The sequence below is a fragment of the Thermotoga profunda AZM34c06 genome (assembly GCF_000828675.1).
Lineage (GTDB): Bacteria > Thermotogota > Thermotogae > Thermotogales > DSM-5069 > Pseudothermotoga_B > Pseudothermotoga_B profunda.
In genome coordinates this window covers 2,175,767-2,187,612 of sequence record NZ_AP014510.1, presented here as the reverse complement: position 1 = coordinate 2,187,612, position 11,846 = coordinate 2,175,767, and the positions used below count along the sequence as shown (strand labels likewise).

Sequence of the window (11,846 nt, the reverse complement as noted above, 5' to 3'; positions counted from 1 at the left end):
AAAGATATGCTCCCCACGAAATTAAATCGCGTTGATGATATTAGGTAGGTACCTGTATTATTATGAACCAATCAAAGGGTAACTTCAAGGAACAGAATTGTTTATCTTCTAAGAACTTTCCTATTCGATGAGGATTTTCAGATAAGATGGGAAAAAGAGGCGGTCATCCGCCTCTTTTTTCACTCTTCAACACTGATTGCACCTGTTGGACAACTGTCAGCTGCATCTTTAGCGCAATCTAATTCAGTCTCGGGTTGGAGAACCTTTGCTTTACCATCATCAGCAAGCTTGAAAACCTCAGGGCAGAGACTCTCACAAACTCCACAGCCAATGCATGTTGCTTCATCAACTCTGACTTTCATCTGTACACCTCCTCTGAATGTTGGGACACAACCCAAAAGTATTATACACTGACAAATAAACCGAATACTTCGGGTTAGTATATTTATATGTGAAATTTTTTCATTCAATCCATGAAATTGTAAGGACGTGATAAAATAAAAACACGGGAGGTGCAAAAATGAAAAAAATCATCTTAGTTCTACTCTTAGTTCCACCATTTGTCTTTGCTGCAACGCCAACGGAAAGATTAACAGATGCCTTGTCAATTGTCAAAGAACTTTCTAATATACCAGATGCAGGTGCTTTCGTTGAACTCCTTCGCCAATCTGAAGGTATTGCCATTTATCCTTCTCTGATCAAAGTTGGTCTTGTGATTGGTGGCCAATACGGAGAAGGTGTAGTCTTCAAGAGGGATGTGACATCTGGGAAATGGTTAGGACCATTATTTGTAAAATTGAGCGGTCTTAGCCTTGGGGCTCAGATCGGTGTGCAGAATGTTGGACTGGTACTTGTGTTGATGAACGAAGACGCTGTAAAAAGTTTTACGTCAAGCAATGTAACACTTGGAGGTAATGTCAGCGTTGCGGCAGGCCCATTAGGTAGATCCCTATCGGCTGACACAGACTACAAGCTCCAGGCATCTATTTATTCATATTCGGTCAGCAAGGGTTTCTTTGCCGGACTCTCATTACAAGGCTCTATTGTTCAAGTGGATGACGAAGCAAACAAGCAATTCTATGGTTCATCAGTTGTGGCATCTGATCTTCTAAAAACTGAACCAAAGACGAAAGAGGCCATCGATTTGGTTAATTATCTGAATAGTCTGATATACTTACAGCCAAGTATCTAAATCTTTTGTCTTCGAGCATCTTTTTTTGAAATCCATATTAATCTTGTTGGGGGCACTGGTGTGTTCAAGCTCGTTAGTGAGTATCAACCAACTGGAGACCAACCGCAGGCTATAGAAAGACTTGTCAATGGCACTAAAAAAGGATACAGATTTCAGACACTGGTTGGTGTAACTGGTAGTGGTAAAACTTTCACGATGGCGAATGTTATATCATCCTTGAACAAACCAGCCCTTGTTATTTCCCCCAATAAGACTCTTGCTGCGCAACTCTATGGTGAGTTCAAAGGATTTTTCCCAGAAAACAAAGTCGAGTATTTCATCAGTTACTACGATTATTACCAACCAGAAGCCTATATACCTACCAGAGATCTTTATATAGAAAAGAACGCAGACATAAACGACGTCCTTGTGCGAATGAGAATGTCGACATTAAAATCTGTTCGAACCAGACGTGATGTAGTAGTGGTTGCAAGTGTTTCAAGTATATATGCCTCCGGTGATCCAGTTGATTTCGATAAGATGAACATCCAACTTCATGTCGGTCAGAAAATATCACCACATTTAATTGCTCAACAACTCGCGAGAATAGGATACACGCGCAGTAGCGAGATAACCGTTAAAGGCTGTTTCAGACTCAGTGGAGATGTAATGGAGATCTATCCAACATATCAGGATGAAGGTGTAAGAGTTGAATTTTTTGGCTCAACGATAGAGAAAATAGAATCTTTTGACAAATTAAATAGATCTTGTATAGAGAATTTTTCAAAATCGACTATCTATCCTGCTATAGAATTTATAACAACGGAGGAAAAACTTCAAAGGGCTATTCAGTCAATAAAAATCGAGCTTGAACAGAGGTTGAATGAATTGAAAAATCAAGGAAAGCTTTTAGAAGCCCAAAGACTTGAACAAAGAACGATGCACGATATAGAATTACTGTCAGCTCTTGGTTTTTGCCCGGGTATCGAAAATTATTCGAGACACTTCGATGGAAGAGCACCAGGAGAGCCTCCTTATACGTTGTTGGATTATTTTGATAAAGATCTGATCGTTTTCATTGATGAATCTCATATCGCTGTACCACAATTGAGGGCAATGTGGAGAGGTGATTATTCAAGAAAAAAGAATCTTGTAGATTACGGCTTTAGATTGCCATCTGCCTTTGACAACAGACCTTTAACCTTTGAGGAATTTTTGAAAAAAGTTCCACAGGTGATATTTGTTTCGGCAACACCAGGTCCTTTTGAATACCAAGTGAGTGAACAAATCGTTGAACAAATAATTCGACCTACAGGACTTGTTGACCCCGAAGTGGAAGTAAGGCCAACCAAATACCAGGTCGATGATCTTGTGAACGAAATACGCAGGATCGTTGAACGCAAGGAAAGAGCGCTCGTGACTGTTCTCACCAAGAAAACTGCCGAAAGACTGAGTGAATATCTCACTGAACTTGGCATAAGATCACTTTACATTCATTCGGAGCTCGATGCAATTCAAAGAATCGAGGTGCTCAAGAAACTCCGACGTGGTGATGTGGATGTAGTTGTTGGTATAAATTTGCTCAGAGAAGGTCTTGATCTTCCTGAGGTGTCCATGGTTGCCATACTCGATTCTGATAAAGAAGGATTTCTAAGATCTGAAACCACATTGATTCAAATTATAGGAAGAGTTGCCAGAAATTTGAATGGTAAAGTACTCATGTATGCAGACAGAGTGACCCCGGCAATGCAGAGAGCTATTGAAGAGACAAATCGAAGAAGGAGGATACAGATCGAGTACAATGAAAAACACGGTATAATACCAAGAACAATAGTCAAACCACTTCAAATAGAGATATTCGAAAAATACATGGAGCAACCTCAACAGATTGATTATACTGAGTTTGCCAAAAATCTCACAAAAGAGGAGTATGTGGCTCTTCTTGAGGAAGAGATGTACAGAGCAGCGAGTGAACTTCGATATGAAGATGCGGCAAAGTTGAGGGACGAGATTTTTAAGTTGAGAGAGGAGTTGAAAAAATGAAATTGATCTGTGAAGCAGCAAAAAAGGCAGGTATTTTTGCAAAAGAAAAGTTTGAGAAAGAACATGTCATCAACGTAAAGACCAGGGTGTCGGATGTAGTTACCGAGGTCGATGTAACGTGTCAAAAGATCATCGTTGATACCATTTTGGAACATCTTCCCGAAGCAAGGTTTGTTCTTGAAGAGGGCGATGGTGGTACGAAAATACCAAACGCCGAATGTATTTTTGTGGTTGATCCGATCGATGGTACATTGAATTATGTTCACTCACTTCCGTATTTTGCAGTCAGTATTGCAAGAATAGATTATGGTGAGATAACGGAAGCGGCTGTATATCTACCAATGACAGATGAAATGTTCTATGCCAAGAAGGGTTCTGGTGCCTTTTTGAATGGCACTCAAATCGTTAACAAGAACAGATCATCGTTGGAGAAATCATTTCTTGTAACAGGTTGGCCATACGATGAGTCATTGTTTGATTGGACACTCAAGAGTATCGAAAGGCTTACCAAAATTACTCAGGAAATCAGGATACTTGGTTCATCTGCGGCTGAATTGTGCTATCTTGCTTGTGGTAAACTCGACGGCTACTGGGAAGTTGGTCTCAAACCGTGGGATACAGCGGGGGGTGTTTTGATCGCAAGAGAAGCCGGTGTTATCGTCACAGGCTTAGAAAAAGATTATGATCTCGAATCAGGAGAAATTGTGGCAGCCATTCCTTCGATCCATGAAAAACTGAGAAAGATATTGAGAGAGATCAAGTGATGAGACCAAAGATTATCGTTGAAGGGACGGTTGGTGCAGGTAAAACAACGTTCATAAATTGTTTGACAAAAAGATTGATGTTAGAACCTCTTTATGAGTTGACAGATCAAAAATTGGTACAGATACTGGAAAGATTCTATGCTGACCCAATAAAATGGGGATTTCAATTGCAAATTTATTTCTTGACCAAAAGATTTCAACAAATGAAGCTTGGATGTGAAAAGATAGATGTAATAATGGATCGCTCAATCTTCTGCGATCACATCTTTCCAAGAGTGTTACTCAAAAGAGGTGAAATGACAGAAATAGAATATTTAATATATGAAGAGTTGCACGATCAGTTGGTTAGTTTATCTTCACCACCAGAGTTGATGATCTATCTCAAATGTTCAACAAAAACAGCTATTGACAGGATTAAGAAAAGAGGCAGACTCTGGGAACTTCAAATCGATGAAGGATATTGGGAGACTCTAAATCAAGAATACGAAGATTTTTTCTCGCATTATAATCTTTCAACTTTGTTGATAGTAGACACAGATCTGTTAGATGAAAATTTTGGGCAAATTGATTTGGTGATTCAACAAATTCTAAAAGATCCCAAAAAATATGTCTATCGATACGATGGTAAATCCTTAAAAAGGAGTGTAGCAAGTGCTTGAAATCGTTGTGGAAGGGACTGTTGGCGCAGGTAAAACAACTTTGGTGGAAATCTTGGAAAGAGAGAGAGCAATGAATGGATTTTATGAAATGAGTGATGAGTTAGCAGATAGAATTCTTGAGAGATATTACCAAGATAAGTACAGATGGTGCTTAACTATGGAACTCTATTTCCTGCACAAGCGCTTTTTACAAATCAAGCAAGCAAATCAAACTGAAAATGCCGTGATGGACCGTTCGATGGCAGGAGATTTTGTTTTTGTGAAAATGCAGAAAAAACTTGGTTTCTTACAATCTATCGAGTATTCTGTTTATGAAAACTTTTACAAAACAATGTCTGAAATATCACCTTCCCCAAGATTGCTTGTTTACATAAAATGTTCCGTTCAAACGGCTCTTCGACGAATTGAAAAAAGAGGGAGAAATTACGAGATCGGTGTGGAAAGATCTTATTGGGAACAACTATGTTATTTCTATGATAGAACCTTCTTAGATGGATCAAACGGCAACGTATTGGTTATCGATGGAGATCAAATAGATTTTGTAGAGAAGCAATCACACAAATCTCTCGTACTCGATGCTATTGATAGATGTCTTAATTCCCGTGGTGTACATTTCCTTGATGAAAGCGGTCTGAAGTATGAGGTAAACTGGTATAATAATGTGTAGATTCTTTAACAAGGTGTGATCTTTATGGAAAAATGGGTGAAAATAGGAGAAGCTCTGAGACAAGCAAGAGAGTCCAAACAAATGAGTATAGATGAGCTTGCTCAAAAAATAGGAATTCCCGAGTGGAAGATCAGATTAATCGAAGAGGGACAGTTTGACAGGGTAGATGCACCATTCTATGTGAAGTATTATATAAAAAGCTGTGCAGAATTCTTGGGTTTGGATCCAGTGGAGTTGCTGGGTCAGTTTGAACCTAAACCGATTGAAACTCGAGAAAAAAACAAAAAGATCGTTACAAATGGCAATTTGATATCTCTTCTACTTTTGGTCATCTTTGCTGCATCTGTGATCTTTTTTACATATTCGGCATGGAAGTTTTTTACAGTACTTAGATCTCCAAAGGTTCAACTTGTGAACCAGTCCAATCGTCCGATCTATTTCAACGAGATGCCACTTGCACCAGGAGAAAGGGTTGATCTACAAGTCGGTCAGCGTTACAGAATCAGTGGGAATGTCGGTGTCTGTTCAGTTTTATCGACCGGAAAGGAATGGAAGATTCGTGTTGAGAATTTCGAGGTGGTTGTGTGGGAGAAATAAAAAGAGTGGAACCAGTGAATCTGGTGATCTTTATCTTTTCACAACACCTCGAATACTGGGTATCCGAACTTTTTCCTGAGTTAGAAGCTTCCTTTGGAAAAATAGATTATGTATCAAAAGAACTGCCGTTCAGTTTGTACACGGCTTATTATGATCGTGAGATGGGATCTGACTTGAAGGGTAAACTTGTGAGTTTTGAGAGGTTGATACATCCTTCACTATTGGCTGATGTAAAGATATTTACAAATCGGTTGGAAGAAAAGTATGCAGTGGAAGGAAAAAGAAAATTCAATATGGACCCGGGTTATGTTCATCATTCGAATTTTGTTCTGGCTTCGACCAAATCATGGGGGAATCGTGTTTATTTAAAAAATGGTATCTACGCAGAAGTGACATTGCTCTATCTGTCGGGAGAATTCAGGCATTGGGAATTTACATACCCAAATTACAGAAGCGAGGATTATAAGAAAGAACTTGAGCATGTTCGTGAATTGTATCTGAGCAAAAGGAGAAAATTTTTGAAAGGTGAGAGAATCGATGAAAATAGGATTGAAGATATTGGGTTGTCCGAAGAACGAAGCCGACTGCGACGTACTGGAGGGGATTTTAAAGAGTAGAGGACATCAGATTGTAAAAAACGTTGATGAAGCGCAGGTAATTATCATAGATACATGTGGGTTCATAGAGTCGGCAAAGAGAGAATCTATAGAAGAGATCTTGGATTTTGTCAACTACAAGAAAAAACATAATTTCTTCTTGTGTGTAAAGGGATGTCTTGTCCAAAGATATCCCGATCAGTTGCGTTCAGAAATACCAGAAGTTGATGCCTGGTATGGAGTACTTTCTCCTTCTCAAATTGCCGATGCTATTGAGAAAAAGGTGCCGTTTCTTGTAACTCAACCCCAGACAATTTACGATGACACCACTCGAACGTGTAAGGGTTCATTTGCCTATGTCAAAATCGCCGACGGGTGTAATAGAAGTTGTACCTTCTGTGCCATACCTTCTTTTAAGGGAGATTTCAAAAGTAGAAGTATTGAGATCATCGAAGCTGAAGTGAATAATCTGGTTAAAAACGGTGTGAAGGAAGTGATTTTGGTTGCACAAGATACAACTGCATATGGGATAGATTTGTATGGAAAGCCTTCGCTTGATGTACTTTTGAAAAAATTGAATTCCCTGGATGGCGAGTTTAGAATCAGAGTTTTGTATTTGCATCCAGACCATATTGATGAGAAAGTCATTGAAGCAATTTTATCATATGAAAAGGTATTACCTTATTTTGACATGCCTGTTCAGCATGGTAGCGATAGGATCCTGAAAAAAATGGGAAGATCAAGGACCAGCTCTGAGCTGCTTGAATTGATAGAACAGATAAGGAATATGAACCAAGATGCGGCAATAAGGACAAGTATTATTGTGGGTTTCCCGGGTGAAACGGATGAAGATTTTGAAAAACTCATGAATTTTCTAAAAAAGGCACGTTTTGATAGACTTGGTTCTTTTATTTATTCGGACGAGGAAGGTACAGTGGCAAGTTCTCTCAAAGAGAAAGTACCAGCTCATATTTCGCAAGAAAGGTATGAGGAGCTCTTAGTCTTTCAAAGCCAGATTTCGTATGAAAGACTCGAAAGATTTGTTGGTCGTACTTTGTCGATTCTCATAGAGGAGTGTCAGAAAAATAAATATGTAGGAAGAAGTCACCTTGACACCCCCGAGATCGATGGAAATGTGTTCATCAATAGTACGAGAAAGATTAGAATTCCAGATTATTACATGGTTCAAATAACCAGCGTAACTGAATATGACATGGAGGGAGTATTGGTATGAATCTGCCAAATACTTTGACGTTGATACGACTTGTTTTGACAATTCCAATATTCGTCCTGGTAATTTTGGAAAAATGGCAATGGTCTTTCCTGATATTTTTGATAGGGGCTTTGACAGATTATCTGGATGGTTTTTTTGCCAGAAGATTGAATCAGATTACCAAAAGTGGAAAGGTACTTGATCAGATCGCAGACAAAGTCTTTGTGAGTTCAGTCATGATCGCATTGATACCCCAAATACCTGCGTGGTTAGTAGCGCTCATCGTTTCAAGGGATACTGTAGTAAGTGCTGTGAGAATCTTGGCAGCCAGCAGCGGTACTGTGATTCAGGCAAATGTGTGGGGAAAGGTCAAGACGGTGTTGCAGATGGGTTTGATCATTTTCATCTTCTTTGAAAATGCTCTTGGCAGTAAAATTCAGTTCATGGAGGCACTCTTTATTTATTCTTGTGCTTTCTTCACCTTTATCTCTGCTTTGATCTATGTTTTGCAGAATAAAAAAGTACTGGGGGGATGAAAGTTGAGAACATTCATTGCAATTGATGTGAACGATGCCGTTCGGAGTGTAGCACAACAATCTATTGAGAAATTGATGAAAAGAGGTTTTAAAGCAAATTGGGTGAGTAAGGAGAATGTCCATCTCACTTTGTTCTTTCTTGGTGAGGTTTCTCGACATCAAATCGACGAGGTAGCGGAGCATTTGTGCCACAGAGTTATAGGTTTTCCGTCTTTTTCTTACATAGTTGATAAACTTGGCTATTTCTCCAAAGGGAATCAACCGAGGGTAATATGGCTTGGTGTGAAATCAAATCAAAGTTTGCAGAAGCTTTATGAAGAGATGAAAGCAGAGCTTGTGAAACACAATTTTTCTTTTGAGGAGAGATTCTCGCCTCATATTACAATAGGTAGGGTTAAGGATTTTCCAAATGCATGGCAAGCTTTGATAGAAGATATCACCTTTGAACCAATAGTTGTTGCAGTTGATCGTTTCAGCATCTATTCATCTCAATTGACACCAACCGGACCGATTTATAAACAGATCTATGAATGTAGTTTTGAAGGAGGATTGATCAAGCATGAGTGAAAAAGAGCAAAAAGCAAAAGCTGAGGTACTTGAGAAAGCGATTAAGAAGATTGAAAACAGTTTTGGAAAAGGTTCAATAATGATTCTCGGTGAAGAGGGTCAGGTTACTCCCGTTGAAGTTGTGCCAACAGGTTCATTGTCTTTGGATATAGCAACAGGTGTTGGTGGATATCCCAGGGGTAGAATCGTAGAGATTTATGGACCAGAGGCAAGTGGTAAGACAACCATAGCACTTCATGCAATTGCCGAAGTACAAAGAAGAGGAGGTATAGCTGCTATAGTTGATGCAGAGCATTCACTTGATCCTGTCTATGCAAAGGCGTTGGGTGTTGATCTGAAAACACTCTTGATATCTCAACCTGACTATGGCGAACAGGCTTTGGAGATAGTCGATGAATTAGTTAGGAGTAATGCAGTTGATCTTGTGGTTGTTGATTCTGTCGCTGCATTGGTCCCAAGAGTTGAGATTGAAGGAAGTATGGGAGATATGCAAGTAGGTCTTCAAGCAAGGCTCATGTCGCAGGCATTGAGAAAGATCGCAGGTAACGTCAATAGATCAAAGGCGATTGTGATATTCACAAATCAAATAAGAATGAAGATAGGTGTTATGTTCGGTAACCCTGAGACCACAACCGGTGGGCTCGCGCTCAAATTTTACGCAACGATGAGAATAGAAGTTAGAAGAGGTGAGGTGATCAAAGAAGGGAACGATATCGTTGGGAATACCGTTACTGCAAAAGTTGTCAAAAATAAAGTCGCGCCACCTTTTAAAAAGGCCGATTTTGACATCATCTATGGTAAAGGTGTTGTAAGAGAAAATGAACTCTTTAACATAGGCCTTGCCGAGGGACTCATACAAAGAAAAGGCAGTTGGTTTTTCTATGTGGCAGATGATGGAAAAGAGTATTCACTCGGACAAGGGAAAGGAAATGTTGTGAACTATTTTGTCGAGAATCCTTCAATAGCGAGAGAAATTGAGATGAAGATAAGACAAAAATACAATTTACCGACGGAGGTACCTAATGAAGGAAACAAAGAATGATTTGCAAGATGCTTTGGGTTACGCGAAAAAATTGCTCAGATTTAGGGCAAGATCAAAAAATGAGTTGAAGGAAAGATTATTTCAGCGAGGTTTCTCAGACCAAATAATACAAAGTACTATAGAGAGTCTCGAGAGGGCTGGTTTGATCGATGACGGGAAATTCGCATATCTTTTTGCCTACGACATGTTGACAGTACATGGGTTTGGACCATACAAAATAAAAGCGAAATTGAAGCAACTCGGAGTTTCACAAGAGGTGATAGATAACGCTGTCAATAAAGTTATGAAAGAAGTTGATCTTTTCAATTTGTTAAAAAGGATTGTCCAGTTACACAAAGTTGAAGATGGGAAGATACGAGAATTCCTTTACAGAAGGGGATTCTCAAGTGAGTATCTACAAGTACTTGACATAGAAGGAGGTGCTAATGAATGATAGCTACCATAATCTCTGTTGCTACAGCTCTGATTGGCTTGGGTTTGGGATACTTTTTGAGTAAATCACGAATAGAAAGACAAAATAGAAAGGCTCAGCAGGATGCGGAATCGATTTTAAAGAAAGCCGAACAAGAAGCTCAAGAGATAAAGAGAAAAGCGATAATCGAGGCAAGGGAAGAAGCTCATAGAATTAAAGAGGAAATCGAGAACGAGAGAAAGAGACGAGAATCAGAACTGAGGTCGCTTGAGGAAAGACTTTTGAAACGTGAGGAAATGATTTCAAAACGTGAAGAAATAGTTGACAAAAAAGAAGTGGCGATTGAACAACTCAGAGTACAACTCGAAGCATCGAAGAAAAAGATTGAACAACGTGAGAAAGAGCTTGATGAGAGATTCAACAAATTAGCTGGTATGACCGTTGAAGAAGCAAGAGCGATAGTTTTAGATGAAGCAAGACAAAAATATGAGCACGATTTGGCGGTCCTTTACAAACAAATCAAGGACACATATGAAGAAGAAGCTGAAAAAGAAGCAAAGAGAATCATTGCAATAGCCGTTCAAAGATATGCGCCTGAGTATGTGGGTGAGATCACCGTGTCGACGGTGAGTCTGCCATCCGATGATATGAAAGGCAGAATTATCGGAAGAGAAGGTAGAAACATAAGAACATTCGAGAAGATAACAGGAGTAGACCTGATCATCGATGACACACCTGAAGTTGTTGTATTATCGAGCTTCAATCCCATAAGGCGCGAAATAGCAAGACTCACTCTTGAAAAACTCGTAGTTGATGGGAGAATTCATCCGGCAAGAATTGAAGAGATGTATGAAAAATCAAAACAAGAAATCGAGAAATTAATCAAAGAAATGGGACAAGAGGCAACCTTTGCCACGGGTGTAACGGGACTTCATCCTGAGCTTGTAAAGTTGTTAGGAAAACTGAAATTCAGGACGAGCTATGGTCAAAATGTACTCGATCATTCAATTGAAGTCGCTCAACTTGCTGGATTAATGGCTGAAGAACTTGGGCTCGATGTTGACAGGACAAGACGTGGTGGTTTACTACACGACATAGGTAAAGCACTTGATCATGAAGTAGAGGGATCTCATACCGAGATAGGTGCGGAAATTGCAAAACGCTATGGTGAATCTGACTACATCATAAACATGATAATGAGCCATCATGGTGAACAAGAACCGATTTGTCCAGAATCTGTTTTGGTTGCAGCAGCCGATGCACTTTCCGCAGCAAGACCTGGAGCAAGAAGAGAGAGTTTAGAGACATATATAAGAAGACTCGTTAAAATGGAAAAGATCGCAATGAGCTTCAAAAATGTTGAGAAGGCTTATGCGATACAGGCTGGAAGAGAAGTGAGAGTAATAGTTGAACCGGAAAAAATAGATGATGCAGAGGCAGATAAGATAGCCTACGAAATTGCAAAAAAGATTGAAGAAGAAGTTGAATACCCTGGCGTTCTGAAAGTTGTCGTAATAAGAGAAAAACGCTCAGTTGCGTATGCAAAATGAACGGGGACTCCTGTCCCCGTTTTTTTACT

Annotated in this window: 14 protein-coding genes; 13 read left to right on the top strand and 1 reads right to left on the bottom strand. The window is 39.5% G+C overall.

The genetic code is table 11. The features are described from left to right. Positions 1-179 precede the first annotated feature (179 nt). Positions 180-362, bottom strand: coding sequence for a ferredoxin (locus TSP02S_RS10660; RefSeq protein ID WP_041083937.1), 183 nt, complete (start codon positions 360-362; stop codon positions 180-182). Between the two features lie 158 nt (positions 363-520). On the opposite strand from TSP02S_RS10660, the gene TSP02S_RS10655 reads away from it, so the two are divergent. Genes TSP02S_RS10655 through rny form a run of 13 tightly spaced genes read left to right on the top strand, consistent with a single transcriptional unit; the run spans position 521 to position 11,817 of the window. Beyond that, positions 521-1,192 (top strand): lipid-binding SYLF domain-containing protein, encoded by a 672-nt coding sequence (locus tag TSP02S_RS10655; protein WP_041083935.1) that lies wholly within the window; start codon positions 521-523, stop codon positions 1,190-1,192. 60 nt (positions 1,193-1,252) lie between these two features. Continuing rightward, positions 1,253-3,214: an excinuclease ABC subunit UvrB gene (uvrB, locus tag TSP02S_RS10650; RefSeq protein WP_041083933.1), complete on the top strand. Its 1,962-nt coding sequence runs from the start codon at positions 1,253-1,255 to the stop codon at positions 3,212-3,214. After that, on the top strand, positions 3,211-3,978 hold the full coding sequence (locus tag TSP02S_RS10645) for an inositol monophosphatase family protein (RefSeq protein WP_041083931.1): 768 nt from the start codon (positions 3,211-3,213) through the stop codon (positions 3,976-3,978). Before uvrB ends, TSP02S_RS10645 begins: the two co-directional genes overlap by 4 nt. Beyond that, positions 3,978-4,637 (top strand): deoxynucleoside kinase, encoded by a 660-nt coding sequence (locus TSP02S_RS10640; RefSeq protein WP_041083929.1) that lies wholly within the window; start codon positions 3,978-3,980, stop codon positions 4,635-4,637. The genes TSP02S_RS10645 and TSP02S_RS10640 overlap by 1 nt, the downstream gene beginning before the upstream one ends. After that, positions 4,630-5,304, top strand: a complete 675-nt coding sequence (locus TSP02S_RS10635) for a deoxynucleoside kinase (protein ID WP_041083927.1) — start codon at positions 4,630-4,632, stop codon at positions 5,302-5,304. Before TSP02S_RS10640 ends, TSP02S_RS10635 begins: the two co-directional genes overlap by 8 nt. Positions 5,305-5,328: 24 nt before the next feature. Then, positions 5,329-5,901: a helix-turn-helix domain-containing protein gene (locus TSP02S_RS10630; protein WP_041083925.1), complete on the top strand. Its 573-nt coding sequence runs from the start codon at positions 5,329-5,331 to the stop codon at positions 5,899-5,901. Continuing rightward, the gene (locus TSP02S_RS10625) at positions 5,889-6,518 is read left to right on the top strand and encodes a DUF4416 family protein (RefSeq protein WP_041083923.1); all 630 of its coding nucleotides are present in this window, start codon (positions 5,889-5,891) and stop codon (positions 6,516-6,518) included. The genes TSP02S_RS10630 and TSP02S_RS10625 overlap by 13 nt, the downstream gene beginning before the upstream one ends. Continuing rightward, entirely contained in the window at positions 6,439-7,731 is a 1,293-nt protein-coding gene (rimO, locus tag TSP02S_RS10620) for a 30S ribosomal protein S12 methylthiotransferase RimO (protein ID WP_041083921.1), read from the top strand. The genes TSP02S_RS10625 and rimO overlap by 80 nt, the downstream gene beginning before the upstream one ends. Next, a complete protein-coding gene (pgsA, locus tag TSP02S_RS10615) occupies positions 7,728-8,246 on the top strand; it encodes a CDP-diacylglycerol--glycerol-3-phosphate 3-phosphatidyltransferase (protein WP_041083919.1) in 519 nt (172 codons plus the stop codon). Before rimO ends, pgsA begins: the two co-directional genes overlap by 4 nt. Positions 8,247-8,249: 3 nt before the next feature. Further along, positions 8,250-8,813 (top strand): RNA 2',3'-cyclic phosphodiesterase, encoded by a 564-nt coding sequence (gene thpR, locus TSP02S_RS10610; protein WP_041083916.1) that lies wholly within the window; start codon positions 8,250-8,252, stop codon positions 8,811-8,813. After that, entirely contained in the window at positions 8,806-9,855 is a 1,050-nt protein-coding gene (recA, locus tag TSP02S_RS10605) for a recombinase RecA (RefSeq protein ID WP_041083914.1), read from the top strand. Before thpR ends, recA begins: the two co-directional genes overlap by 8 nt. Next, positions 9,836-10,288 (top strand): regulatory protein RecX, encoded by a 453-nt coding sequence (locus tag TSP02S_RS10600; protein ID WP_041083912.1) that lies wholly within the window; start codon positions 9,836-9,838, stop codon positions 10,286-10,288. The genes recA and TSP02S_RS10600 overlap by 20 nt, the downstream gene beginning before the upstream one ends. Further along, the gene (rny, locus tag TSP02S_RS10595) at positions 10,285-11,817 is read left to right on the top strand and encodes a ribonuclease Y (protein WP_041083910.1); all 1,533 of its coding nucleotides are present in this window, start codon (positions 10,285-10,287) and stop codon (positions 11,815-11,817) included. Before TSP02S_RS10600 ends, rny begins: the two co-directional genes overlap by 4 nt. Positions 11,818-11,846: the final 29 nt, after the last annotated feature.